Origin of the sequence: Streptomyces lydicus, from assembly GCF_004125265.1 — a bacterium.
Taxonomy (GTDB): domain Bacteria; phylum Actinomycetota; class Actinomycetes; order Streptomycetales; family Streptomycetaceae; genus Streptomyces; species Streptomyces lydicus_C.
This window is the reverse complement of sequence record NZ_RDTE01000003.1, coordinates 1,740,838-1,766,295: the sequence shown is the minus strand read 5'-3', so window position 1 is coordinate 1,766,295 and position 25,458 is coordinate 1,740,838. Positions and strand designations below refer to the sequence as shown.

The 25,458-nt window shown below is 68.4% G+C and carries 26 protein-coding genes and 1 pseudogene; 10 read left to right on the top strand and 17 right to left on the bottom strand.

The window, feature by feature from the left end; genetic code table 11:
• Positions 1-223: 223 nt before the first annotated feature.
• Positions 224-1,693 carry a peptide deformylase gene (locus D9V36_RS10360; protein ID WP_129293510.1) on the top strand — a complete coding sequence of 490 codons (1,470 nt, stop codon included), beginning with the start codon at positions 224-226 and terminating at the stop codon, positions 1,691-1,693.
• A gap of 222 nt (positions 1,694-1,915) precedes the next feature.
• Here D9V36_RS10360 and D9V36_RS43035 read toward each other — a convergent pair.
• The 15 genes and pseudogenes from D9V36_RS43035 to D9V36_RS40865 form a co-directional block, all read right to left on the bottom strand.
• Positions 1,916-2,320, bottom strand: a pseudogene (locus D9V36_RS43035) (DUF6302 family protein); the annotation flags it as partial.
• 33 nt (positions 2,321-2,353) lie between these two features.
• The gene (locus tag D9V36_RS10355) at positions 2,354-3,250 is read right to left on the bottom strand and encodes an endonuclease/exonuclease/phosphatase family protein (protein ID WP_129293509.1); all 897 of its coding nucleotides are present in this window, start codon (positions 3,248-3,250) and stop codon (positions 2,354-2,356) included.
• A gap of 25 nt (positions 3,251-3,275) precedes the next feature.
• On the bottom strand, positions 3,276-3,422 hold the full coding sequence (locus tag D9V36_RS10350; RefSeq protein ID WP_206739639.1) for a hypothetical protein: 147 nt from the start codon (positions 3,420-3,422) through the stop codon (positions 3,276-3,278).
• Positions 3,423-3,540: 118 nt separating this feature from the next.
• A complete protein-coding gene (locus D9V36_RS10345; RefSeq protein ID WP_129293508.1) occupies positions 3,541-4,047 on the bottom strand; it encodes a hypothetical protein in 507 nt (168 codons plus the stop codon).
• On the bottom strand, positions 4,044-7,181 hold the full coding sequence (locus tag D9V36_RS10340) for a lantibiotic dehydratase (RefSeq protein WP_129293507.1): 3,138 nt from the start codon (positions 7,179-7,181) through the stop codon (positions 4,044-4,046). Before D9V36_RS10340 ends, D9V36_RS10345 begins: the two co-directional genes overlap by 4 nt.
• Positions 7,182-7,259: 78 nt before the next feature.
• Positions 7,260-7,418: a hypothetical protein gene (locus D9V36_RS40870; RefSeq protein WP_164992925.1), complete on the bottom strand. Its 159-nt coding sequence runs from the start codon at positions 7,416-7,418 to the stop codon at positions 7,260-7,262.
• Positions 7,415-8,530, bottom strand: coding sequence for a GntR family transcriptional regulator (locus D9V36_RS10335; protein WP_129293506.1), 1,116 nt, complete (start codon positions 8,528-8,530; stop codon positions 7,415-7,417). The genes D9V36_RS40870 and D9V36_RS10335 overlap by 4 nt, the downstream gene beginning before the upstream one ends.
• The gene (locus D9V36_RS10330; protein ID WP_206739638.1) at positions 8,527-9,816 is read right to left on the bottom strand and encodes a cytochrome P450 family protein; all 1,290 of its coding nucleotides are present in this window, start codon (positions 9,814-9,816) and stop codon (positions 8,527-8,529) included. The genes D9V36_RS10335 and D9V36_RS10330 overlap by 4 nt, the downstream gene beginning before the upstream one ends.
• Positions 9,807-11,084: a cytochrome P450 gene (locus D9V36_RS10325; RefSeq protein WP_241720791.1), complete on the bottom strand. Its 1,278-nt coding sequence runs from the start codon at positions 11,082-11,084 to the stop codon at positions 9,807-9,809. Before D9V36_RS10325 ends, D9V36_RS10330 begins: the two co-directional genes overlap by 10 nt.
• A gap of 5 nt (positions 11,085-11,089) precedes the next feature.
• On the bottom strand, positions 11,090-11,701 hold the full coding sequence (locus tag D9V36_RS10320; protein ID WP_129293504.1) for an ATP/GTP-binding protein: 612 nt from the start codon (positions 11,699-11,701) through the stop codon (positions 11,090-11,092).
• A complete protein-coding gene (locus D9V36_RS10315; RefSeq protein ID WP_129293503.1) occupies positions 11,682-12,029 on the bottom strand; it encodes a DUF742 domain-containing protein in 348 nt (115 codons plus the stop codon). Before D9V36_RS10315 ends, D9V36_RS10320 begins: the two co-directional genes overlap by 20 nt.
• Positions 12,026-12,424: a roadblock/LC7 domain-containing protein gene (locus D9V36_RS10310; protein ID WP_129293502.1), complete on the bottom strand. Its 399-nt coding sequence runs from the start codon at positions 12,422-12,424 to the stop codon at positions 12,026-12,028. The genes D9V36_RS10315 and D9V36_RS10310 overlap by 4 nt, the downstream gene beginning before the upstream one ends.
• Positions 12,421-13,908 (bottom strand): sensor histidine kinase, encoded by a 1,488-nt coding sequence (locus D9V36_RS10305; protein WP_129293501.1) that lies wholly within the window; start codon positions 13,906-13,908, stop codon positions 12,421-12,423. Before D9V36_RS10305 ends, D9V36_RS10310 begins: the two co-directional genes overlap by 4 nt.
• A gap of 57 nt (positions 13,909-13,965) precedes the next feature.
• Entirely contained in the window at positions 13,966-14,160 is a 195-nt protein-coding gene (locus D9V36_RS10300) for a hypothetical protein (RefSeq protein WP_129293500.1), read from the bottom strand.
• 948 nt (positions 14,161-15,108) lie between these two features.
• The gene (locus tag D9V36_RS40865; RefSeq protein ID WP_164992924.1) at positions 15,109-15,666 is read right to left on the bottom strand and encodes an ATP-binding protein; all 558 of its coding nucleotides are present in this window, start codon (positions 15,664-15,666) and stop codon (positions 15,109-15,111) included.
• Positions 15,667-15,903: 237 nt separating this feature from the next.
• On the opposite strand from D9V36_RS40865, the gene D9V36_RS10290 reads away from it, so the two are divergent.
• The 7 genes from D9V36_RS10290 to D9V36_RS10260 all read left to right on the top strand — a co-directional run bounded on the left by D9V36_RS10290 (position 15,904) and on the right by D9V36_RS10260 (position 22,179).
• Positions 15,904-17,340 carry a hypothetical protein gene (locus tag D9V36_RS10290; protein WP_129293498.1) on the top strand — a complete coding sequence of 479 codons (1,437 nt, stop codon included), beginning with the start codon at positions 15,904-15,906 and terminating at the stop codon, positions 17,338-17,340.
• Positions 17,337-17,867 (top strand): GNAT family N-acetyltransferase, encoded by a 531-nt coding sequence (locus D9V36_RS10285; protein WP_129293497.1) that lies wholly within the window; start codon positions 17,337-17,339, stop codon positions 17,865-17,867. The genes D9V36_RS10290 and D9V36_RS10285 overlap by 4 nt, the downstream gene beginning before the upstream one ends.
• Before the next feature lie 601 nt (positions 17,868-18,468).
• Positions 18,469-18,867 (top strand): gamma-glutamylcyclotransferase family protein, encoded by a 399-nt coding sequence (locus tag D9V36_RS10280; protein ID WP_241720790.1) that lies wholly within the window; start codon positions 18,469-18,471, stop codon positions 18,865-18,867.
• Positions 18,868-19,377: 510 nt separating this feature from the next.
• Positions 19,378-19,629 (top strand): MarR family transcriptional regulator, encoded by a 252-nt coding sequence (locus tag D9V36_RS10275; protein WP_241720789.1) that lies wholly within the window; start codon positions 19,378-19,380, stop codon positions 19,627-19,629.
• Between the two features lie 300 nt (positions 19,630-19,929).
• Positions 19,930-20,211 (top strand): helix-turn-helix domain-containing protein, encoded by a 282-nt coding sequence (locus D9V36_RS10270; RefSeq protein ID WP_241720788.1) that lies wholly within the window; start codon positions 19,930-19,932, stop codon positions 20,209-20,211.
• Between the two features lie 268 nt (positions 20,212-20,479).
• Positions 20,480-21,376, top strand: a complete 897-nt coding sequence (locus tag D9V36_RS10265; RefSeq protein ID WP_347239701.1) for a tyrosine-type recombinase/integrase — start codon at positions 20,480-20,482, stop codon at positions 21,374-21,376.
• A gap of 95 nt (positions 21,377-21,471) precedes the next feature.
• Complete coding sequence (locus D9V36_RS10260) at positions 21,472-22,179, top strand: glycosyltransferase (RefSeq protein ID WP_241720787.1); 708 nt, start codon at positions 21,472-21,474, stop codon at positions 22,177-22,179.
• Between the two features lie 180 nt (positions 22,180-22,359).
• Here the strand turns inward: D9V36_RS10260 and D9V36_RS10255 are convergent, their stop codons facing one another.
• Together D9V36_RS10255 and D9V36_RS10250 are read right to left on the bottom strand one after the other, a co-directional pair.
• The gene (locus D9V36_RS10255; RefSeq protein WP_129293494.1) at positions 22,360-22,788 is read right to left on the bottom strand and encodes a hypothetical protein; all 429 of its coding nucleotides are present in this window, start codon (positions 22,786-22,788) and stop codon (positions 22,360-22,362) included.
• 309 nt (positions 22,789-23,097) lie between these two features.
• On the bottom strand, positions 23,098-23,946 hold the full coding sequence (locus D9V36_RS10250) for a helix-turn-helix domain-containing protein (RefSeq protein ID WP_129293493.1): 849 nt from the start codon (positions 23,944-23,946) through the stop codon (positions 23,098-23,100).
• 141 nt (positions 23,947-24,087) lie between these two features.
• On the opposite strand from D9V36_RS10250, the gene D9V36_RS10245 reads away from it, so the two are divergent.
• Positions 24,088-24,354 (top strand): Atu4866 domain-containing protein, encoded by a 267-nt coding sequence (locus D9V36_RS10245; RefSeq protein WP_129293492.1) that lies wholly within the window; start codon positions 24,088-24,090, stop codon positions 24,352-24,354.
• 173 nt (positions 24,355-24,527) lie between these two features.
• Entirely contained in the window at positions 24,528-25,367 is an 840-nt protein-coding gene (locus tag D9V36_RS10235) for an SDR family oxidoreductase (protein ID WP_129298314.1), read from the top strand.
• Positions 25,368-25,458 lie beyond the last annotated feature (91 nt).

The following is a 25,458-nucleotide window of genomic DNA, read 5'->3' as shown; positions in this document are numbered from 1 at the left end:
GCAGGACCAAGCGGGTGCTCTTCACGGGCACCCCTCGTGGTGGCACGGAACGTGAACTTCGGATGAGGTCGCTGTGGCAACGGTTGGAGGCCGACGAGCACGCCGTCCTGGAGATTCGCCGGGGCCGCTGCCTAGCACCATTGGGCTTCAACCGGGCAGGATGAGGCGACCATGAGGAGCACTCACTCACGATCGTCAGCAACTCCCGGAGAGGAAGGCCACCTTGGAGAGGGAGGAACGGGCGACGTTCGCTGCGGAACTCACGCACTGGCGCAGCGTGCGGGGCCTGTCGAAGGCCGCTCTCGCCCAGCGCCTCAATATCGACCCCTCGTACGTGAGCCACCTTGAGGCCGGCCGGGAACACGGCAGCTCCCAGCTCGCCCGCCGGGCAGACACCGAACTCGACGCCGGCGGAGCACTGTGGCGGGCATGGCAGCGCACCGACGCCTCCCCGCAGGCGGCCGAGCAGAACGACCCGCCGTCCGGCACCGGCCTGCTGGTCCTGGAGGACGAGGCGGCGCTCCGCTACGACGACGGACGCTTCCACCTCAGCATGCGCAGGCTCCTGCACAACAACGGGACCGAGCCCGTCACCCGCTACCTCGTCCGAATCGCCGTCGACCGATACCCATCCGAACCGGAACGGTCCAACGCCCTCTACCGCCGCACCCCTCTGACCTGGGACGAACTCCAGCTCACGGCGCATTGCGCGGACGAGCCGATGGGCTGGACCATCAAACACGACCGGGACGCGTTCAAGGAGGTGTGGCTCCAGTTCCAGAACCCAACGAGCCGCTTCCCTCTCTACCCCGGCCAGGAAGCCGAGATCTCCTACTCGTACTGCGTCGGCGCCGAGAAATGGGGTCCCTGGTTCCAGCGCGCGGTGCGACTGCCTACCCGGCGTCTGGCTGTGGAACTGTCTTTCCCCCGAGACTGCGAACCGTCCGTCTGGGGAACCGAGACTTCCATGAGCGCCGACTTCGCCCCACTGCGCACCCCACCACAGCGCACGGAACGAGGCGAGCACAGCGTCTTCTCCTGGGCCACCCTCGACCCGCCCCTCCACGCCCGCTTCCGCCTCGAATGGCGCCTGAAGAACGCAGCCGACGAGAAAGCGAACAACCCCGTGAGCACCCTGTCCGCGAGCCAGGCCATGGCCAACGCCGGCATCGTCCAGGACGGCGACCCCGTCCTCACCCGCGCCGCCCGTCTCTTCGACCTGCCCACCGAGACTGAAGAGGCCCAGGAAGTCATCACCTCGCTGATGGACGCAGTCGGCCGCGTCCGCCAACTTCACACGTTCGGCAAGGGCATGGGCATCGCCGCCCCCCAGATCGGGATCGACCGCTCCGCCGCCGTCGTCTTCCCACCCGATGCCGGGACAGAGCCCATCGTGCTGCTGAACGCCCACGTCGCCGAGGCCTCCGAGGACGAGGACGAGCAGTACGAAGGCTGCCTCAGCTTCTTCGACGTCCGAGGACTCGTGCCTCGCCCGCTGAGCATCGTCGTCGCTCACAGCAGCCTCGACGGCTCCACCCACCTGTCGCGGTTCACCCACGGCCTGTCCCGGCTCGTCCACCACGAGGTCGACCACCTGGGCGGCGTGCTGTACCGCGAGCGCATGCGACCGGGTGTGCAACCGATCCCTGTAGAGGAGTACCGCGGGACCGGCCAGCGCTGGACGTACGGCTGAGCAACAGCGTGGCGCGGTGAGCTTGATGGGCCCGTGCCGCTCACGCAGGCGGCGGGCCTGCTCCGCGGAATCTCCCCGTAGGCGCGCCAGTTCGGTACCGGTGATCAGGAGCTCCACCTGGTCCCGCGAGCGGGACTGCGGCATCCCCTCCGACTCCTTGAGGGCCTCCTCGCCCCGCGAGGAGGCGAGCACCGTCGTCGCCTCCTGCGGCGGCGGGTCAGGCGCCCAACCGCGGCGGAGGAAGGAGTCGATGGCGGACGGCGAATACCCGAAATACCTGCCGCGCTCCCCGTCGTCCCAGGGCTGGCGTGGTCCCCAGCCGACGGCGTAACAGGTGTCGCGGCAGACCGACAGGCCGAGCCGGACGCGCGGGAATCCGGACTGGCCCCGCAGAGCCGAACAGATCCGCACGGCGTCGGCCACGGTGCCCACAGACAGGTAACCGCCGCTGCGGCTTTTGCCGGCGGGCACCGCGAGGAGCGTGGCGCCGTCCGCCTTCACGCCGACCGCGCAGTCGAGGAGGCCCGGCTCGGCGAGTCGTTCCCGGAACCAGGCGTAGTCGGCGCACTCCTCGGGCGAGGGGCGGCAGAGCGGAGCGGCGAGTCGCGCCAGCAAGAATCGGGGCATCCGGAGCGCGGGCCTTGCGTCGTTGGACATCGGTCACGCCGCCCGGGTGAGCGGGTTGTTGAGGAGGTCGGTGAGAGTGTCCCGGTCCAGGCGCACCACGACCGTGTGGTGGTCGGACAGGCCCTTCATGTTGATGACCTCGACCTCGCGCACGGCGGGCAGGAGCTGCTTGCTGGCGTAGATCCTGTCGATCCGCGAGTCCGGCCCGTGTGTGCCGTAGGCGTCGACCGTCGGCGCGACCGCGGTGGTGTTGCCCGCGGTGGTGGCGAGGTGGCGGGCGACGTCCTGGAGGCCGGCGGTGCGCAGGGTGTCGTCCGGTCGGTCGTCCATCCGGCGCACGCCGTCTGGCCCGATGTAGGAGCGGTGTGCCCGGTGGGGCTCGTCGGGGATCTCCTCCAGGACGGGCAGGGCCGGGTCTCCTGGGGCGCCGGGGACCGGGTAGCTGTTGTTGTCGCCGCCAAGCAGCGCCGGGTAGTGGACGCGTCGGCCGTCGGCCTTGACCCATTTGTCGTTCCACTGGGTCAGCCGCTCGGCCTCCGACAGGCGCGTGGTGGTGGAGCCGTAGTTGAGGTGGTACGAGCCGACGATCAGCGGGACCGCACCGGGGGCCGTGCCGGCGAGCTGCAGGCTGCGCACGGTCGGCGGGAGCACCCACATGGGGCCGGTCTTCGGGAACTCGCCGACGGGGGTGAAGAGGTTGGGGTCGTGGTAAAGGGCGGTGCAGCACTCCGGGCCGATCAGTCCGGCCATGCCGAGCACGGCTTCGGCCGCGTCCGCGAGCGCGTTGCCGTCGTCCTGCGCGTTCCACACCTCCTGCCGCAGGAGCAGATGCAGGTCGAGCGACGCCAGCCGGTCGTGCATCCGCTGCCACAGTGCGCGGTCGCCGCCGCCGTTGTTCTCGAAGTTGCAGATCGCCGCGTTGATGAGCATGGAGCTTTCCCCAGAGATAGAAGTGTCAGCGGGCGGGCGTGAGGACCTGGCGGAGGACGTCGAGGTCGAAGCGGGCGACCAACAGGGCGTGGTCGGACACCTCCCGCTCCTCGTCGGTCGCCAGGACGTCGAAAGCGAGGAGGGCCGGGGCGAGTTCGGGGGTGCAGTACATGCGGTCGATGCGCTGGGCTGGCCCCTGATCGGTGCGCTCCAGGGTCGCCGCGAGGGCCCCGGATTGACCGAGGGGGTGCCGGCGTGCAGGCGATGGTGCGGACCGGTGGTTCTGCGGGTTAGATGTCCGTCTCGGCGGTGGCAAGGGCGAGGAATCCGCCGCGGGCGTGGATCCACCGGAGGGTCTCCTCGTAGTAGTCGTTGAGGTGGGTGAGGTCAGTCCGGGACATCGCGACGATGCCGTCGATGGCTCTGCGATCGACGGCGTCCAGCAGGCGGGCGAGCTGAGGTCGTGTGGCCGGGTCGGTCATCCCCGTGAAGTCGACGCTCGCCTGCGCTTCGGGCCAGTCGTGTCGGAGGACCAGGCCGCGGGCCACGGCAAGTCGCACGGCGGGGTCCTGGCCGTCTCGCACCATGGCGTAGATGCCGATGCGGGGGCGTGGCTGGCTGCTGATCACGGAGGCGAGACCGGCTTCGCGCAGCGCCTGCAGGTCGGGGTTGGTCATGTGGCGACGAGCGGGGAGACGGGTGGAACGTGGGGAGAGCCGGGCCAGGACGGTCTCGGTCTGTGTCGGCTCGTATCGGGTGTGGGTTGCTGTTGCTGGGGTGTATCCCGGGCTGGTCATGGCCGGTCCTTCGAGGCTGCGGTGCGGGCGGAGGCGGATCGCCGGGTTGTGTGAGCGAGAGCGGCTGCCCTGGCGAGGCGCAGGGCGATGCGTTCCTCGGCCGGGTTGGGCGCGCGTAGGCAGTGCTCGTGGAGGAGCGCAGCCAGTGTGGTGTCGGGGTCGATCTCCGTCTGCTCGGTGAGCAATTTCCGGTATGCGGACAGGGCGTCGCGCCGGGCCTCCCACCGGTCTGACAGCAGTTCGGAGCAGTGAAGGAGGGTGTGCCAGTCGTGCGGGTTGGCCACGCGGACGGCTTCCTTCTGCAGGGGCCGGGCCAGGCGCACGGAGAATTGGCGCTCCGTGTGGTTCTGGAGCCAGCGCAGGCCGTGCTCGGGGTCGCCGTGCCAGGCAGTGCTGATCGCGACGAGTCCCGCCGCGGTCACGATCTGCTCGTCGATGCCTTGAAGGCTGGAGATCTGCTGGGCGGTGACTGTCGAGTCGGCGGCGAAGACGTCCTCGGCGGCCGTCAGCAAAGGCCCCGTTCCGTACCGCCCGGTGTGGGGACGGTAGGGCGTTAGCGTCATGGCCCCGATGACGCCGCTCTCCAGCAGGCGTTGCGCCCAACCGCTCACCACCCCCATGGCGTCGCCGGGGGCGAGGTCCGCGGGCTGGCGCACGCACACGTCCAGGTACGCGTCGGAGGTGTCGTCGGCTCGGTACCACCAAGTGCAGGACTGTAGGCGGTCGATCAGGATGGGCAGGCGGTCGCGCAGGAGGTCGGAGCGCTTCGGGGTTGGGCAGTAGAGGCGGGCGTGCAGGTAGGGGGAGGCGCCCGGTAGCCGGCTGTCGAGGAGGGAGGCGGTGGTGGAGCGGGGCACCACGGGCGGTGGCGGGGGCGCGGTGCGTGGGCGCAGGAGGGTGACGATTTCGTGGGGTCGGCCGTCGGCCCATCCGAAGTCCTGCTCGGTGGCCGTCTCGGTGAGGAAGAGGCGGAAGCGATGGGGACGCTCCACCTGGGCGCGGAGCAGGGCGAGGTGGCCGGGGTCGTCGAGGTTCAGCCGCAGGCGCTGGTCGATGTACTCGAAGGCGACGGTGCGCGGTAGCTTCCACCGCGTGCGCAGGGTGTGGAAGTTGTCCTCCCACTGGGCGGTGCTGGCGTCCGGCTCGGGCAGGTCGGTGGGGTTCAGCCGCCAGGTGGCGGGGCTGAGGACGGTGCGCTGATGGCGGACGCGGGGGAGGATCGGCAACCTCCTGGCCGCGCCCCAGGGGAAGGGGTTGATCTGGGCCGGGGGCGGATCGAGCTGGGTGAGTTGACCGCGGGTGAGTTCGGCGAGGAAGCGGACCGTCCACGGCGTCTGGTACTCGATCTGCAGCGGATGGGAGGTGAAGGGCTCCACCACGACCCCACGGGAGCGGGAGACCAGGTGAAGACGGTCGCCGTCACACATGACCGCGAGGTCGGCAAGGTGGATGTCGTCCGGGGTGGGCGCGTGGTGCTCGGACAGGCTGATGCGCGGGGCGACGAGTTGGGGCACGCGTGCGACATGCATGGCGCTGTGCCGCAGGGCCGGGAAGGCGAGCTGGGCGGGCAGGGCGCCGGCGACGCTGGTGGGCCGGGTGGCCAGCTGACCTACAAGGCCGCTGGGCGAGGAGGATTTCCGGGCGGCGAGCTGGGCTGCGAACCGCCCGCCCGACAGGTGCCCCCACTCGCGCCCGAGTCGGCAGTCGGCGAGTTCGAACCGGCCCGCGTCGAGGTCGGCGGCGGAGGCGCTGCGGACCTCGAACCGTAGCTCCAGTCCTGGCGGGAGCTGCATACGGGAGGGTTCTCCGACCGCCAGCGCGGCGATGAGTTCTTCGTCGAGGTCGATCTCCGTACCGGCCTGTACCGCCTGCTGGGCCCGGGCGAGGAGAATGTCGTCGCGCCGCGACAGCGGCGGGCGGGCGGCGGGGGCTCCTGAGTGGAATCCCGCGGGGAGCCCGAGGCCGACGGTGGGGTCGAGAAGGTCGGTCAGCGGAACCAGGGCGCCTGGTCCGTAGCGCTGGAGGAACTGCTCGATGTAGTCCCGCCAGGGTGCGTTCCCGTAGGGCTCGGGGTTGATCCGGGCCAGGGCGTTAGTGGCACGTTCGGCCTCCCAGCCCACCGCTCGTGGCAGCGTCACCGTGCCGTCGATGAGCATGTCGACGGCCAGCGCCTGGGGTGCCGGACTGCGCTCGGCCATCCGGTCCACCAGGCTGGCCCGCAGGGGCGCGCCGTCGATGACCGGCAGTTGGTTGTGCTCCTGCATCAGCTGGTGGATCTCGCGCAGCGCTGCGATCAGGTCGGCCGCTTGGGGCTCGTGGTCGGCTCCGGCGCGTACCAGCTGGTCGAGCAGGTACCCCAGGACATCGGTCGTGGTGGACGGGGCGGTGAGGTTGCTGAGCAGCACCCGGCCGGACAGGAGCTGGTCCAGCACCGCCCGCACCGCCTCGTCAGAGAACACAGGGAATGCGGAGCGGAGTTCACCGACCACGTCCTCGTGGCGCATCGGGGTCGTCGTCATCTCCGCAATCGCCCGCACCTGTGCGGTGTGCCGCACGGAGACCTCCTCGACCGCGGAGGTGGGGCCGTCGCACCGCACCTGCCAGGGCACGATCAGACGGTCCCCGCGGACTTCGGCGATGCTGTTGAGCTGCACCAGCAGACGCCGGCGGACCGCAGGCATCGCTTCCAGCTGCGCGATGATGTCGGCCATCCACTCCCCGCCGGCCCGCGCCGTCACACGGTGGTCCTCGCCCCACCCGACCTCGGTACGGGGACCGAAGCGCGCCTCGGCCACGCCGGCGAACAGCCCGAACGGCATCGGCCGCTGCACCGCCCGCAGGCAGTACCCGGCCAGTGCGACCAGTGCTTTCCGGGCTCGGCTGCGGGGCAGGGGGTGCCCGGCGGACAGCGCATCCAGTTCCCGGGCCAGCGCGGGGGAGGCGTGGCGGATGGCATCGGCCAGGGCCGGATTGCACCACGTCGCGCGCATCCACTCCCGCCAGGCGCGCACGCCGGCGGGTGTGGTGTCGGCCAGGTCGGGCCAGGGCGGCACCGTCACGCGCGGGTGATGCACGGTCCGGACGAGGGCGTGCGGTGCGGCCTGGAGCCGCAGGTTTCCGGCGGCGGGTCCCATCGCTCTCCTTGATCTGTGATGCGGGTGGGGACGGATAGGCGAAACCTGGTTTCGCCGGGAGTTCGCAGCTCGCGCCGCTCAGTTGTGGAGGTGGGCGAAGAAGCGCGACAAGGCATCGGCGGTGTTCGGTACCTCGACGCGGCGGAGGTCGAGGGCGTGCAGCGCCTCGGTCGCTTCCGCACGCGGAGTGGCGTCGGTGGGGCGTGGATCGACCTCGCGGTGGTCGGCCTCTGTCATCGGGGTTCCTTCGGGACCAGGGGGAGGATGTCGCTGATGGACTTGGCCTGGCAGGCGGTGTGCCACTGCTGGAGCCAGGGCTTGTCCGGCAGCGGGGCGGACACCAGCTCTGTGGCCCGGGCAAGGGCGGCCAGTTCCTGTGCGGCGTCAGGGGCGGGGGGCGGGGCCGCGGCCAGCAGTTGGCTGGCCATAGAGCGCAGGTCCTGCCACCGCTCGTGCAGCACCTCGGCCGGAGCCGGGCGGCGATGATGCCACTGCACATGAGCGGCACGGCAAGTGGCCACGATCGTGTCCCGGCTGAAACGGGAGGACCGCTCTTCATATTGGTGCGCTGGAGGAGAGGGACAGGCGGGTTGCAGCACCGTGGTGCCGCAGGGTCCGATGTGCACCACGCCGTCGGCGACTAGGACCCGCAGGGCCTGTCCCACGGGCGCGGCGTCGTTGCAAAAGGTGGTGGCTAGGAATTTGGCGTTGGGCAGGCGACTGCCCCGGGCGTAGACGCCAGCCGCGATCTGAGCGTGTAGCCGGTCGGCGATGTGGGTGGCGAGGTCGTCGTGGAGGTCCAGGCTTCCTGCGGGGAAGATCCGTCGGCCTCGCGACTCCAGCGCCCCACTGTCCAGCAGGCTGCTTACCGCGGTCCTGACCCTTTCGACAGGTGTCCGCAGATCAGCGGCTACCTGCTTCACCCGCAGTTCAAATCCAACGGGGAAGTCTCCCTTGGAGATTGCTGCCGTGATTGCCCGAGAAACGTCGGGCACGGCCGTGCCCGGCAGGGCGACGTCGTGCAGCGCTTGCACCAGGTCCCGGACGGAGCTGGCGTACACCATCACGGCGGCGAAGGACTTCTCCACGGACCGCTCAGGGGCGGCACACGCCAGCAGGAGGTCCCATCGCCGCTCCTCGGAGGCCAAATCATCAGCTGCGGTGCGACGGGCTTGGCCGAAGGGAGCCCAGTGGAGCGCGATGCGACGGGCCATGTCCAAGTTGCGAGCCACGGACGCGGGTGCCGACCGACCGTGACCACTGATGCGGCGCAGAACGGCGAGATCGTCACGAAGTTGGCTCAGGTCCAGTGCCCGGGCGTCGGTGTGGTCGGTGCTCGCGGTGGTCACTTCGCCGCTCCGGCCTCGTGCGGGTGGTGGGAGGGGCGCAGGCAGATGGGGAGGCAGGTACGGGAGTTCATCAGGACCGAAGGGAACCTCGGCGCCGGCGCGTCCGGGGCGAGGTCGGGCCACCGGCTGAACAACTCCTGCAGCACGATGCGCCCTTCGAGGCGGGCGAGGGGCGCGCCGATGCAGGTGTGGGGCCCGTGGCCGAAGGAGGTGTGGCCGCCCTCGCGGGTGATGTCGAAATCGTCTGCGGTGGGGCCATAGCGGTTGGGATCACGCCCCATGGCCGCGTAGCAGACCATGACCGGATCGCCCCGGCGAATGAACGCGTCGCCGAGGATGCTGTCCCGGGTGGCGAAACGCATCAAGAAGTTCGCGGTCGGCGGCTCCCACCGCAGGATCTCCTCGACCGCCCGGTCCCACGAGACCTCGCCCTGGAGCAACAGGTCGAGCTGGTCGCGGTGGCTGGTGAGGGCCAGCACACCGTTGACGAGGAGGTGGACGGTGGTCTCGTGTCCGGCGGCGATGAGGACCTGCACGGTCGCGACGAGCTCCTCCGTCGTCAGCTGCTCGTCTCGCGGGAGCTGGAGCAGGGCGCTGGTGAGATCGTCCCCGGGATGGCGGCGCTTGGCGTCGAGGTGGCGGGTGATGATCTCCTCGATAGCCGCGAGCGCGGCTGTCGGATCGCGGGTGTCGTCGAAGAAGATCTCGTAGTTGCTTCGCAGGGCGTCGTGTTCGGACTCCGGCAGGCCCAGCAGGAGGCTGATGACGGTCATGGGCAGGGGCCAGGCCACGAGCTTGCGGAAGTCGACGATCCCGTCGACGGTGGCGGCGTCGGCGAGATCGGACAAGAGCTTCTTGGTGATGATGCCGATGCTCGTCCGCAGAGCCCGTACCCGCGTCTCGGTGAAAACCGTCGAGAGCGGTCCGCGCAGACGCCAGTGATCGACACCGTCGGTCGTGATCAGGCTCGGTCCGGCCGGTGCGGCCAGACCGATCAGGGGCCAGTCGGCAGGGATTTCGCCGCGCTGGAGGGCCGCCCAGTGCCTTGGGTCCTTGCGGAAGATGTCGGTGTTACGCAGTGCGGCGCGGGCGGTGGCGTCACGGGTGATCGCCCACACCGGCACGCCGCCGGGCAGCTGGACCGGAACGACCGCGCCGGCCTTGCGCATGACGGCGGCGTCGTAGTGGAGGTCCAGGCTGTGGACGTCGAGCCGGTGCACTGGACGCGACAGCGACAGCTCCGGCGGTGACGGCTCGGTGATGGGGGTGGGTGGGGTCAGATCCACGGGGTGCCTCCGGCGTAGCGGGTGGTCGGCGGGGTGGGGGTGAAATCGACGGGCAGGGACTCCAGGCCGCGCATCCACACCGACCGTTGCCAGCGGACCTGTTCGGGCGGGTAGGCCAGGTGCAGGTCGGGGAGCCGGTCGAGGAGGACCTCGATTCCGGCGGTGACGATCGTCTCCGCGGCATCGCGGGCCGGGTCGGGGCAGCTGTGCGGGCCGTGGGAGTAGGACAGGTAGGCCCGGCTGCCGCGCATGCCGGCGCCCGGTTCGGGGCGGAGGTGGGGGTCGCGATTGGCGGCGGCTAGCCCCAGCAGGACCAGGTCGCCAGCCGGGATGGTGACGTGGCCGAGGTGCGCGGGGCGACTGGTCCAGCGCCCGGCGAAAATGGCGGTGGGGGTGTCGTCCCAGAGGACTTCGCGCAGGGCCTGGCTGACAGCAAGTCGGCCACGGACGAAGGCGTCGGTATGGCGTGGGTCGATGAGCATCCGGTAGATCGCGTTGCCCATCCAGTGTGCGGTGGTCTGGTGACCGGCCAGGAGGGTGACCATCAGGTCCTGGCAGAGCTGCTCGTCGCTCAGACCGACGGGGTCGGCGGCCAGCCGCGAGGCGACATCGGCACCGGGACGCTCGCGCACCCGCCCGACGAGCTTCTGCATGGTGCGGTGGAGGTGCTGGTGGCCGGCCAGGGCGCGGTCGCCGCCGGCGAGCTGATCGGTGGCCGCCGCCACCAGAGCCTCGTTTTCGTCACCGGGCACGCCCAGGGCCCAGCCCATCACCATCACCGGTAGCAGCAGGGCGTATTGGGCCATCAGCTCGGCATGCCCGCGGTGCGCGAGGGATTCGACGAGGTCCTCGGCGTGCGCCTCGCACTGGGCCCGGACCTCGACCGGGTCGATACCGGCCAGGGCGGCGCTGACCGCTCCGGCACGCTGGCGGTGTTCGTCGCCTTCGGTATAGAGGAGAGAAGCACCTGCCGGGCCGCCGCCGACCATCGGCCACAGCGGCCACTCGGCCGGGATCTGCTCGCGCAGCCGCCACCGAGCCACGCTGCGCGCGAACAGAGCTGTGTCGGTGGTGACTTGGATCAGCTCGCGGTGCCCGAGCACCAGCCAGGCCGGCACCTGCCCGTCCAGCAGCACCGGCGCCACCGGCCCGTAGGCGCGCCTCAGCTCGGAGAAGACGTCGGCCGGGTCGCGGTGGTAGGTCGGGTCACCCAGCATGATCGCCCCCCGGTGGCTGTCGGGCAGCTCCACGAGGACTGGCTTTGGCACGCTGTTCACGCTCGTCCCTCCCGCAGGTCGGCGCGGTCCAGCACGTGCTGGACGAGGGCGATCAGCACGCCGCGGACCGATTGCCGGTCCCGGGCGTCACAGCGCATCAGCGGCACTCCGGGAGCCATCTGCAGCGCGTCGCGGATGTCGTCCAGGCTGTGCACCCGGTCCTCGTCGCCGAAGACGTTGTGGGCCACCACGTAGGGCAGTTGCTCGTCCTCGACCCGGTCCAGGGATGGGAAGCAGTCCGCAACTCGGCGGGTGTCGACCAGCACCACCGCGCCCAGGGCGCCGTTGAGCACCGTGTCCCACAGGAACTTGAAGCGGTCCTGGCCGGGAGCGCCGAAGAGGTACAGCACCAGCGTCTCGCTGAGCGCGGCCCGGCCGAAGTCGAAGCCGACCGTTGTCGTGGTCTTCGACGGTGTGGCGGACAGGTCGTCGGTGCCGATGCTCGCGGCGGTCATCTCCGCCTCGGTGCGCATCGGGGTGATCTCGCTGACGGCGCCGACGAAGGTCGTCTTCCCGACTCCGAAGCCGCCGACTACGGCGATCTTCACCCCGCGGCTGGCGGCCTGTGGGAGCGGCACCGGCGCGGCTTCACAGGTGGTGGAGTCCAACGAGGACCTTCCTCAAAAGAGCAGCATCGTGTTGCGAGGCTGAGGTGGCGTGTGGGTGTCGGGCGGTGACCCGGTTCTGGTCCAGGAGGCCGGAGATCAGGATCTGCGCCATCCCCACGGGCAAGCGCAGGCGGCTGGCGATTTCCACGACCCCGGTCGGCGAGGCGCACATCCGCACGATGGCGGCCTCCTCCAGCCCGAGGCCGGCGGTGTCGTCGCGCTCGGTGACGATCAGGGAAACCGCGTCGAGTTCGTGGCCGGGGGCAGTACGACCGCCCAGGACGACGAACGACCGGTCCGGCACGTCCTCGTCCCACTCGTGGCTCACGGCTGAGTCCGGGGTGCCCGTGTGGGGACGCTGAGGTGGTCCGCGACGCGCTCCACCAGCTGGGACATCGCGGTGCCGACAATGCCGGGGTCGGCCTCACTCTCGGCCACAGTGGCGAGGACGCCGCCTGTTCCGGCGCCGACTACCAGCAGCTGGGCGCGGGGTGTGTCGATGGTGATCGTCAACGCCGGGTGCCCCGCGTTGAACGCCTGGTCCAGCTTGTTGGAGAGGGAGAGCAGACCGGAGCAGATCGCGGAGAGTATGTCGGCGGAGTCGAGGTCGAGGCTCTTGTCGTAGGCGACTTTCATGCCGTCGCTGGACAGGAGCAGGGCGTGGCGTACGCCGGCGGTGTCGCGGCAGAGCTGGTCGAGCAGCCAGGACAGGTCGGTACTCATCGTGATCCTCCGGGGTCGGGACGGTGGCTGCGGGCAGCACGGGTGGCTTGGCGGAAGCGGGTCATGCGCTGCCCGGTCTCCTGCGGGCTTCGCGCCGGCGGTGGTGCAGGCTCGGCTGGATGCTCGGCCGGCCTGGACCGCGTGGCGCCGGGGACCCGGCGCGGCAGACGCGCGGCGCTCTGTGGCGGCTGCGGTGCGGCGGCCGAGCGGTGCGGTGGTGGCGGCATCTCCCGGACCGGTGGCGGCCCGCCGCCCTGCGGTAGGGCCGGAGCTCGGCTGACCGAGGGGGCTGGTGGGGTGGTGAGCCACTGGCGGGGCAGGGCGATGCTGGCTCGCGTGCCGCCGGTGGACGAGCGGCAGAACGTGATCCTCAAGCCGAAGCGTTCGGCGCTGAGGCGCGCCGCGGCAAGGCCCAGCCGGCTCCCGGAGAGCCGGGTGATGTCCAGCGGCTGATCGAAGTCGACAGTCTCGCGTGCACGGCGCAGGGTCTCGTCGCCCATGGCCAGGCCGCTGTCGTCTACGTGCAGGACCAGCGCCGAGACGGCGTCCTCGCCCGACACACGCACCAGCGTGGTCGGGGGCGAGAACCGCAGAGCGTTGTCGAGCAGTTCCCCCAACGCGTGGATCGCGGCAGTAACAGCGGGCCCGGCGACTGCGACGGGCACCTGGGGCAGAGCCAGCTCAACTCGACGATGGTGGTCACAACTTCCCACGGCTGCCCGGACGACGCGCTCCAATGCGACCGGCCGCGCCCACGGACGCCCCGCCCGGCGGGCTCCGGACAGGGCCAGCAGCCGCTGGGTCAGCAACCCGGTGCTCGACACCCGCGCATCGAGCGCCTCAAGGTCCGCGCGCACGTCCTCCCGACGAATCGGGCCGGAAGCTTCCCAGTAGGGCCTCTTCCGTTCACCGATCTCCTGGAGATGGTCGGTGATCGCGGCATGAAGTCGCTTCCCGCAGCCCTGCACCATGACCATCGCGGACGTCAGCCGCCGATGCTCCTGGTGGAGCGTGTGGACCGTCGTGTGGACGACACCCCGCAGTGTCTCGTCCGCGGGCAGCAGACCCTCGTGGCTGAGTCGCGCCAGCACGGTGGGTGCCGATGCGCGCTCGCGCAGCCGGTCCACCGCCCAAGGCAGCACGCGGGCTGCCCGATCGATGTCGTCCCGCAGGCGGCGAAGATCAGCTTCCGATCGCCCCCGGGCGACCTCCGCGCAACGCACCCGCTCCCACGCCTCATCACGCTCCCGGCCGACAGCGCGGAGCCGGTACTGCGCCTCAGCCAGTCCCACCGCCACCAGCACGGTGGACACGGCAGTACACCAGGCAACGGCCGCACGACCGGGCGGCGACGACAGCACCACGGCAGCAGCGGACGCGGCAGCGACTAGCACGACCACCAGCACGCTGCGCCCCAGCGTCATCTGCAGAGCCCGCCGGTGGCGCGGTCGGCTGGCCTGGTCGAGGGGAGGTATCTGGGTCACAAGTCCTCGTAGAGAAAGTGGGGATGGCAGGAGCGCGGTCGTGCCGCGCCGCCGGGACTAGAGGTGAAGGCGGCCGACGAGCTGGGCGACGAGGCGGCACATCTCGGTGATGGCCGGAGCGGCCGGGCCCTGGGCCAGCAGGAAGCCGAAAGCGACGGCTACAGCTGCCGACCCGCCCCGCAGCCGCTGACCACGGATCAGCACCACCATCAGCACGCCCAGCACCACGACCGCGGGAACGCTCAGGCGCATGCCGCCGCAGCCAGCCGACGAGCAGAACGGACGCGACACAGATGGTCCGCCAGCGTCGCAAGGTCGGTGAGGTGCCGCGGATCGGACGGGAGCAGCCACAGCCGGCCATCGCAGCCACCACGGTGCCGACCGTCGAACGGGCAGGAAAGATCCCGCCCCCGAACCCCCAGCCGCTCCCCATCCAGGCTGCGTCGGCACTCCGCGGCCACCGGCACGTAGATCCGTCGGTGCCGAGGGCAGCACAGGACCGGCCCCACGGGCTTGCCGTCGCAAAGGAGCGACTCCAAGGCGGGAAGACCCGGCTGCAGGCCAAGCGGCAAGACGGCCCATTCCAGTTGAGCCAGCGGATCGGGGAGTGGCGTCTCGGCCAGCTGCACCCACCACGCGTACATCGTCGCAGGGGCGGCTTCGCGTACTACGGAAACGGGGGCCGCGACGGTAATCAGCGGTGACATATCCGCCTCACACCGCGTGATGTGCGTCCCCAGAGGCTCGCCCAACGGCCGGACACAGGCATAACAAGTCCCCTCTGCGCTCTGGGATGGCTTGGGCGTGTTGGGGTGCCGAAAGCCTGCGGGACGAGGCCCCGTTCGTCGCGCGACGCCCAAGCCAAAAGGCATTGGGTGATCTCAGCCAGGCGCACGAGATGGATGCGTGACTCCATGTAGTCTCGCGGTCCTATCTGCAGTTGCATCGACCGTGCCGAGGCAACTGCCTTCTGGAGCGCGGGTATGCGCCGCCGCCATCGCGGCTTGAGCTGCCGGTCTAACCGCGCGATATGAACGTGCAGCCTTGCTACCAGATCGTCCACGTCGGGCTGGTAGTCAGGCAGCAGTGCCGATCCGCCCAGCACGAGCGCCACGGTCTCGGCCGCTGCGCGCGCCTCGTCACGTTGAAGCTTCCTTCCAGGGCGTACGAGCTGGCCCGCGTACCGCCGCTTCGAGATCCTCACTCTCCCTCCCCGTGGGTGCAGCGTGGGAGGCTCAACGCGAGCCAGACGGTCTTTCCAGCGCCGTCCTGGGCAGTGGTGAACCACCAACGGTCAACGACCGCGCCGACGAGCATCAGACCGCGGCCGGACTCGTCATCGGCAACGCTTCTCCGGGCGTGCAGGCCGACATCGGACGGGTCCGCCACGCTGATGACCAGTTCGTCCGTAGTGCACCACGCCGTCATCGCCACTTTGTCCTGCTTACCCGAGCATCCGTGCAGTACGGCATTCGTCACAAGCTCACTCGTGGCCAGCACCGCAGGTTCCATCAGCGGCTCCAACTCCCAGGTGGTGAGCTGCTCGCGAAGTTGGCGGCGCGCATTTGAGACCGACGCCAACTCTGCCGGAAACTCTGTCCGCAGGATCGATCGGGATTGTCCCCGGATCACGGGACAGGTCGACTTCCTCGGCGCTCGTCTCCGGAACAGCCCCGAGCACAGCAGCCGTACACCACTGGCAGGCGGTGCGCTGACACGATGTCGAGCGACACGGAACGCCTTGCGGACGGTCAGCACGAAGTCACCTCCGTAGGTCGAAGTTCGAAGCATCTGACGGGCCAGCCCCTCTGAGCGGGCGCCCCAAACGAGGAGCCCATTCACTCGGAGGCCGGACGCGGAACCAGGACCCAGGACACAGCGAGTCGCTGTCCTGCCGGCAGTAGGTGGCGGCGCGAATATCGCGAACTTCTCGGAGTGAGTGCGAAAATCCGCGATTTCACGCCTGGTACTACAGTCATGACTTACCGTCGGTCCGTGAGCACCTTTCGCAATGCTCCAGGAGAGCACTCCAACTCGGATAAACGGGAACCCAATCGGGCCTTGGCGGAGGCGCTCCATCAGGCTGGCTGGTCTCCGCGAGAGCTGATGCGTGTACTCAACCCGCGTCTGAGCGCGGTCGGTGAACCTGCCTTGCACCTCACAGCTGCACATGGCTGGTTGGCGGGCGGGCGACCGAGATCTCAGACGGTGCGACGGCTGACCGCCACCGCGCTGAGCGAAGCTACGGGGATCCCGTACACCGTCGTCGGCCTCTGGGGCGATCAGAGCAACGGGAAGGAAGCGGAGAGGGGTGTCACCGACGGCCTGCTCGGGCGTCGCTCGCTAGACGATGTTCTGGCCTCCGCCGCGGCTTGGACCGCAGCGGACCCGCGCGACCAGGCCAGTACCAAGCCGGCTAGCGCGGAGCAGCTCTTCGGCGCGGTCTGGGACGCAACCCACCAGGCTGCTTCTCAGCCGCGCCTTGGCCCGGGAACCGACCAGGTCCTTCCTCCGATGATGGATGTTCTTGAAGACCACCTTCGGGGGCTGCGCCGCCTCGATGATACGGCGGGTGGTGGAGCGCTACCTCAGCGTTACGTGCGAACCGAATTGCTCGGTGTCCTTGACCTATTGCGTAACAGTCGTTTCTCTCCTGAGATTCGCCTGCGCCTACTCACCACAGCCAGTGGCTTGTCGCAACTCGCCGGTTGGATGGCATTCGACGCCGATCTAGCTGCCCCCGCGCAGCGCTATCAGCTGTTCGCCATTCGTCTTGCTCGCGCAGCTAACGACAGCAATGGTGCCGCCAATGTGCTGGGGATGCTGGCCTATCAGCATGCTGCCACCGGCAAGCCTTCCTCTGCACTGCGTTTTGCGGAGGCAGCAGTTGAGCACACTGCTGGAAGTGCCCCCACCGTGCGTGCGCGAGCCCTCGGCCGCCTAGCCACTGCTCATGCTGCTGCGGGCGACATTGAGGCTTTCCGTAATGTCACTGACCGGTGTCGCGTACTGCTGGACCACCGTAGAGACGATGACCCTCCGTCGTTGTACTACTTCACAGCAGAGCAGGTGGCAGCTGAGTCAGGGCATGCCCTGGTGGAACTGGCTGCTGCGAACCCTGCGCAGGCGCGACGCCTCCTCGCAGAGGCCACGGACTTGCTCACCCCTTTGACGGACCAAGGGGCGAACAGCGGGTACCCCCGCTCTGCGTTGCTGCACGGCATACACCTGGCCCGAGCCCACCTCCTCCGCCGGGACCCGGAGACCACTGTCGGCACACTGCTTCACCTGGCTGGTCGTGTCCCCGACGTGCAGTCGATCCGTTGCCGCAATCTGCTGAGCCGAATTCGACGCCAGGTCGGTAGCCGCGTCCAGTCAGGGCCAGGCGCTGATGCGCTCATAGCGGTGGACAGGGCACTATCGGCTACATGACGTTCCTCAGCGCCGCTCGGCCGTGCCAGACGGGCACCCAGTCCCTGACAGTCGCTTCCTATGGTGATCCCGAAGCCCGGCGCCTTACACGAGCGCTCCACGCCGAGCAGGTTGCTGTCTACGGATTCGCCGATGACCCTGATGACACTCCAGCAAGTCACTTTGCCTTGCCACAGGGCCTCTTCGTCATAGCCAGGTGTGACGATTCGTCAGAGGCAGTCGGCTGCGGGGGCTGGCGACTGCTTGCGCCGGGTACAGCAGAGATCAAACGCATGTACGTGACGCAAGCGGGCAGGGGGAGAGGAATAGGACGGCGAATTCTGGAGCATCTGGAGTCGCAGGCAGTATCTCGTGGCGTGATCCGGATGGTCCTGGAAACGGGAGTTCGGAACGACGCGGCACTCGCCCTGTATCGAAGCTGCGGATATCAACCCTGCCCTTCGTACGTTCCAGGTAGAGACTCAAGGGTCAATCGCGCTATGGCCAAGTCCTTGTCTCGCTCCACCTCGATAGCGAGCGCTCAGTAACAGTCCACGACCGGGCCCAGCGGCGCCATATCCGTTCACTCTGATCGGCGGCGCCTACCGCTTCACGGCTGCCCAGTTCGCCACTGCTCTTCAGCTCTACGAGGTGGCGCCCCACGCCGATGTACCGAGTCGGTCGCCAGGGGGACAGATCGTCGGTTACGCGCACGGCGCTTCGCTGCCCACTGCCAAGCCCGGGTGGACATCGCTCGACGACCGAAGGCCGGCGCAGCTCCGGAGCCTCGTGGATGCGGGTCAGGTCTTCTGGCTTCGGAAGCTGATGGTTCTCCCCGAGTTCCAGAGCCAGGGCCTCGGGAACCTCGGAAAAGATCCATGGCACCGTGATCGTGGGAGGCGTCAAGACCACTACCGTCCTGACCTGCATCATCGACAACCAGCCAGCGCACGATGCCTACCTGTTATGGGGGTACACGGTAATGGGAGAGATCAGGCACGCCCCTGAATCGCCGACCTACGACGCCATGTACCTGTCGAACGCGTGAAGACCGGAACGACTATGTATCGAGCACTCACCCAATCCGCCTCGGTCCCGGCGACCGGAAGCCGCCGGGACCGACTTTCGTCGGACGCCACGGACCTCTTTGTGTACGGAACGCTTCAGTTCGACGCGGTCCTCGAAGCCCTGCTCGGCCGGATACCGAAGCGCGCGGCGGCCAACGCACCGGGCTGGCGCGCAGCAGCCTTGGAAGGCCGCGTCTACCCCGGGCTCGTAGCAGCTCCCGGTTCTGCGGCTCCCGGCTTGCGGCTCACCGACCTCAGCCCAAGGGAGTGGGGGATCCTCGACGCCTTCGAAGATGACCGCTACGACCTACGTGAGGTGGAGCTGACCTCCGGCGGGCGTGGACTCGCCTATCTGTGGCCGGAGGGTGATGTCCGCGACGAGAACTGGGACGCCCAGCAGTTCAAGGCCCTGCACCTTCAGGAGTACGCCGCTCGGTGCGCGCGGATTGCCCCGCGGTTGGCTACCGAAGCTGGTCAGTAGATCAAGCGGCGTTTGAGGGGCCGCGGGCTCCTCAAACGCCGCACTTCTGCGTGATCCCCGGACAATTACGTCGCATCTCGCCTGCGAGGCCGTAGGCCGGCCTGATTACCGCTCGACGGGTCTCGTGACCATGGGGGCCCTCGATGACTTGCCGCCCGGAGGGAATCGGCAGGGCATCCCAGGAGCCGCCAAGAAGTCCGCCCACGGCAGACGAGAAAATGCCCCAAGGGACTGGAAGCCTCTCCGGGACTATGTCAACGTACGACGTCCCGTAAAACACCAGGTCAGTGACGGTGTGCCTTGCTTGAGGAGTTGACTGGCACTGCAGCCAGCACCACACCCCGTCACTGTTCTGGTCGGTCTCGTCGATGAGACTTATCCCAGGAGGGCAATCTGTCGAGTCCCGCAATCCGATCCGTCCGTTTCACCGCCCCCGTCCTGCTGGCGCTCGGCGCCCTGAACGCATGGACCGCCCTGGCAACTGGCGACTACGCCGCACTCTCCACCGCCTTGTGCCTCTGCGTCTGCGCAGCCGGGCTCTTCGGTGAGGACGTGGTGCGGCGCGAGCACCGCCAGGACGTGGTGGTGCTCGCCCACGTCGCAGCCCACCCCGGTACTGAGACCCGTGCCATCGCCCGAGCCGTCGGTGCCCCCGAACGCGTCGTGACTCGCAACCTCACCCGACTCACCGAGCAGGGGCTCGTGGCCCTGGTCGAGGACGACGCCCACCCCACCCTCAGGTCCTACCGACTGGCCTCATAGCCCTCGAATGCGGGGCGGAATATAGGCCACGATCCCCGGTTACCGAAACCGGGAATCGTGTGGACGATTAAGGCTGTTCGTTTCCGGCTGTGCTTGGTGGTGGAGCCGTGGCGAACGCAGTAGGCGGTGCCGCAAAGATTCAAGGAGGCGACGAGCGGCTTCCGCCTGCTGCTGCCCTGAAATCCGCAGTGCCTATCCGCTGACAGGCAACGAGACCTTCGTCGAGCCGGTGTGGGCTCCCGGCGTTGTGGATCCCGCCCTGTCGCTCCGCGCTCTTTCGTAAGGAACACGCCATCTAATGTGCCGATCCGCGATATCCCCTGCCTTGATTCTATCGCTCAGCCGTCTGCGTGGGTGCCTGTCGTCGCGTTGCCCGACTCGGAACTGACGATTATGACTCTGCGAAGCATGCTGACCGCAAAAGAGGCGGCAGATTTCCTGAACGTGTCTCTGACGTGGATGTACCGCGATGCGCCGAAGCTTGGGCTAACTGGATACAAATTCGGCCGTGGGAAGAACGCCAAACTTCGGTTTAAGTACAGCGAAGTAATTAAATGGCTTGAGCAGCAGAAGATTCACTGAATGCAAAAGGCGCGACCTAGGAGTGGCTGTATTGATTCCCGTTAAGCTTGCCCGAGGGATGGGGAGCTTCCTGAAGAACTGTTCTTGTTCGAAGCCCACGCGGTGCTCTCATTCATATACAATTCGCTACCGCGACCCTGCTGGTAAGCAGCGTGAAGAAACTGGCTATCCGACGCAAGATGCTGCCAAGGATCGCCTCACGAAAATATACAACAATAAGCGCAACACGCCCATTTCTGTGGCTGAGGCCAGGGCTCAGCTAGGTCGAATGACCTTCGAGGAGTATGCAGAGGAATGGCGTACTCGCCGGCGCGATATCGTTGAATATGCCACAGCCCCTGCTCACGAATCGTATCTTCGGGTACATTTGTATCCGGAGTTCTCTTCCAGGAAGATGGAAACGTTCGCTCCGATGATCCTGGAGCGCTTTATCGCGACCATGGAACGGAACGGCGTGCAGCTGGGGATGCAGAGGAACGCGTACGGCCTTCTTCACGCAATTCTGACGGACGCCTTTCGTAAAGGGGCGATCGCGGCAGACCCTACGCTCAGCGTCATACCGCCGAAATACATACCCGACCGTGCCGTAGTCCCCACGAAGGACTACGTGAAAGAAGCGTCGGGGAAAGCCGACTTTCAGCTGGCCATGCATATGCGGATGATGTACGGATGTGGCCTAAGGAACGGTGAAGCTCGCGCCGTCAATATCAACAACATCGTTGCCGACGATGTGTATCGAGTGACGGAGCAAATACATCATAATACCTACCGGCCGGCTCCATTGAAGCATCGAGAGGTTGGCGAGTTTCGCGAAGTGCCGCTCCCGCGATCGGTCAAGGAAGCCATCGAACGATTCGTTGAGTGCCATGGGGTCTCGGAGGACGGGTACCTGCTTCGCGGGCCAACGGGATACTTCACGTACCGCATGGAGAGTCTGCGGGCCAGGAACCTTTTCAAGAAGGCGCCTCCTGCAGATGGCATGACGTTGTACGGATTTCGTCACTTCTTCGCATCGAACTGCTTGAGTCACGGGATCCCAATCACGGATGTTGCGGAGTGGATGGGGCACAGAAACATCCAGATCACATTCCGCACCTATCGGCATCTGATGCCGGGTTCGATCACTGCGGCCGCAAAGATCTTGGATCACGACCTCGCTGCATAGGCGACGGTCTGGCATGTCAGCCACTGGTCGGGGCCCCGACTGATGCTGACGAATTGCTGACCTCGGCTGGCCTTAAGGCGCCGTGACCTGCAAGGATGCTGATCCGATGCCTGTGCGGGTTCCATTGGCACCGCCCCATCCAGGCGCGCGCCAACAGCCCCATGGTGTGCTCGGGTTGCTGCTCCGTCTTCCGCCTCGACGATCTGATGGCCTTCGGCGGCTTCCCCGAACGGACCATCGTCGAAGACATGGACTTTACGTGGTCGCAGCAGATCGCCGGCAGGCGCGCGGTCTACGTCTCCGACGCGGTCGCCCTGGCAGCCGACCCGGAAGACCTCACCTACCTCCGCAAACAGGTCTGGCGCTGGATGGCAGGCTTCTGCCAGAACGTCCGCCTCCACCTCGGCCGACTGATCGTCCGCAAACCTCTGCTGGCCCTCTGGGTGCTGCTCGCCCTCCTGGAAATCCTCACCGCACCGCTCTGGTGGGCAACCCCCTTCGTGATCGCCGCGACGACGGACCAGCCACCCGCACTCGCCTTCCTCTGGTGGGCCGGAGCCGAACTCCTGCTGACCACACCACCCCTCATCTACGCCGCCCGCCGCCGCAAACTCCCGCTGCCCGGCGTGCTGCTGAACATCCCCTGCGTCTACGCCACCAAAGCCGTCAACCTCGTCTACGCCTGGAAGGCCCTCATCGTGGAGTTGCTGCTGGTACCACTGCACCTCTCACGCGGGCTGACGGTCTATGAGAAAGGCCGGGCCGATACGGCGTCGGTGCGAACGGCGTTCGCAGGCGGGTAATACCGGCTACGACTCCGACCGGGGGTTACGGAGTCACGGAGCTCACGGAGCGGCCCCTCCCGGCATCCACGGCATCCCCTGTTGCCGGGAGGGGTCCGGCTCTCGGTGTGTTCTCGAACGGCGACCGGAGGTGGCCTGGCGTGCGACAGCAGGAGGGGAGACCTGCCCGAGGCAGCGGCGTTACTTGAGGTTGATCACCAGGCCGAAGTCGTTGCCCCGCTGCCAGCCCGTGCTGATCTTCGGGCTGCCGTGGGTGTCGTCGGCCCAGCCGTAGAAGTGCTGCCAGGTCACATCGTCGCCGTACCAGTGGTTGTAGTCCGTCTCCGCGTACGCCTGGACGGCTTTGCCGTCGCGCTTGGTGTCCCACAGGTAGAAGGCGCCGGAGACGTACGACCTGCCGTTGACCTTCTTGGTGCACTCCATGTACTTGGCGGCGCCGCCGGTGATGTGGATCTCCTTCCAACCGGAGCACTTGTTGGCTACGGCCTCCAGGTGCCCGGCGGACCGCGCCGACGGAGCTGCCTGGGCGGCGGTCGCGGCAGGGGCGGTAGCGAGGCCGCCCGTCAGGACCAGTCCGGCGGCTGCGAGAGCGATGCGCTTGCGTGACATCACGGTCGATCCCTTTCGTCGGCCGGCGGACGGTCCCCCGTTGGGACCTCGTGGCCCGTCGGCACCACACCACGGTGCCCGGCCGCCCCGGCCCGCCCCAATGGTCGCGGGGCAACTGACGTCCTCCTGGGATCCCACCCTTGTGACCTGTTACGACGTCGCCGCGGGTGGGACGCGAAGGGGGACGGCGCAGCGGGCTGGTATCGAGAGAGGTTCCGGTGGGGCAGGGCAGAACGGCGGGTCTGACGTTGCCGGTGTGCCTGCCCGCTCGCCGCCACGGCAGCGGACCGCGTGGTGGCTCCTGGCCGGCTAACGGTGGGGGCGGGGTTCGGCCTGGCGCCGGGTGGCGTGGAGGGAGCCGAGGAGATGGAGGGCCTGAGCGCTGGGGCTGCCTGGTTCGGCGTGGTAGACGACGAGTTGCTGGCCCGGGGCGTCGCGTACGTCGAAGGCCTGGTAGGTCAGGGTGAGGGGGCCGACACCCGGGTGGAGGAGGTGCTTGGCGTTCTGGGTCTTGCCGCGCACGGTGTGGGAGTTCCACAGACGGGTGAAGTGCGGGCTGTGCTCGGTGAGGGTACGTACGAGTTCGCGCAGCCGCGGATGATCCGGTTCAAAACCGGTTGCCTGGCGCAGGTTGGCGACGGTGGCCTGGGCCGCCCGGTCCCAGTCCGCGTAGAAGTGCCGGCGCGCGGGGTCGAGGAAGGTCATACGGGCCAGGTTGTCCGCGGGAGCGAACGGGGCGTAGAGGGCATCGGCCAGGGCGTTGGTGGCCAGAAGGTCCATGGCCCGGCTCATGACGAACGCCGGCGTGTTCGGGTAGCCGTCCATCAACTGGCGCAGCGCCGGACTGACCCGCTCGGCGGTGTGGCCGGACGGCTGGTCGCCGGGGGTGGCCCCGGCCAGCCGGTAGAGATGCGCCCGGGCATCCGCGTCGAGGTGCAGCGCGCGGCTGAGGGCGTCGAGTACCTGGAGTGAGGGGTTGCGCTCGCGCCCTTGTTCCAGGCGGGTGTAGTAGTCGGCGTTCACGCCGGCCAGGACGGCGACCTCCTCACGGCGCAGTCCGGCGACCCGGCGCGTCCCGTGACTCGCCATGCCGACGTCCTCCGGCTGCAGCCCGGCGCGGCGTGCGCGCAGGAATTCTCCCAGGTGGTTGTCGTCCATGTGCTCAGGCTAGGCGCCGGCTGCGGTGTGCTGCCCGGGTGTGTTGCACCCAGGCAGCACATGCCCTGGTGGGCGGTCGCCGACCTGCCCAGACTCGGTGGAGCAGAAGGAAACCGGAGCAACCGAGGAGAGGAGTCCGCCATGGCCGGGACCGCCGATGGCGACACCGTCGACGTGGTCGGGATGTGGGTGACCGCGGATGGTCATATCCGCCAGGAGCTGCGGCCGGACGGCCGCTACGACGAGGCCCGCGGCGAGCGGCGCAGCGCGTACACGGGCCGGTACACGGTGACCGGCAGCCACCTGGACTACGTCGACGACACCGGGTTCAGCGCGACGGGCGACATCCGGGACGGGGTGCTCCACCACGAGCATCTGGTGCTGTACCGGGAGGAGAAGGCGCCGTGACGGGGGCTGGCCAGGTCGTCCTGCCCGCCCTGCCCGCCCTGCCCGTCCTGCCCGTCCTGCCCGTCCTGCCCGTCCTGCCCGTCCTGGGTCCGGGTGGTCAGGGGCGCTCCCCTGGCCGCTCTCCGTGGTCCTGCCAGCCCGACCTCACCTTCCCCCGCCCCAAGGAACGCCCCATGGCACCTGCCGCCCCGTCCATCGGAACCGCCGCGTCCATCGGAACCGCCCCGTCCTCCGGAACCGTCCCGTCCACCGGAACTGTCCCGTCCTCCGGACCCGCCGAGTTCGCCGGCAAGATCGCCCTCGTCACAGGGGCGGCGCGTGGCGTGGGCAAAAAGACCGTGGCGCTCCTCAGCGCGCGCGGCGCCCGTGTCGTCGCCGTTGACCTACGCCCCGAAGTCAAGGCGCTGCCGGGCGAATTGCCCGGCGTACTGGCGATGAGCGGCGACATCACACGGGAAGAGACCGCTGTCCAAGCGGTGAAGTCAGTCGTCGACACCTTCGGCGGACTGGACATCCTCGTCAACAACGCCGGACGCACCCTGAACAAGTCCGTCACCCAAACGACCGCCGAGGACTGGGACGCCGTGATGGCAGTCAACGCCCGGGGCTCCTTCTTCTTCGCCCGCGAAGCCTTCCGGGCGATGAAGGCCCGTGGCGGCGGATCCATCGTCAGCACCGGCTCTTACGCGGGCACCGTAGCCCTGCCCGAAGGCGCCGCCTACAGCGCGTCAAAGGGCGCTCTGGGCCAGCTGACCAAGGTGCTCGCCGTCGAGGGCGGGCCGCTGGGCATCCGCGCCAACATCGTTGCCGCGGGCGTCATCGAGACCGATTTCCTCGACACGTTCCGCTCCGACAGCCGTGCGTACCTGGCATCCTTCGCCGACGCGCAGCCCTTGGGCCGAGTGGCACAGCCCGAAGAGATCGCCGAGGTGCTGTGCTTCCTGGCCTCACCACGCTCCAGCTTCATCACAGGTGCCATGGTCGCCGCCGACGGGGGCTTCACAGCGGTCTAGAGGGAGACAGGGGAGGCATGGGGGAGAGGGTGCCCCTCGGTCTTGCGCCCTAGTTCGGCCGCCGGATGTGGCCGAGCACTTCACGCCATAG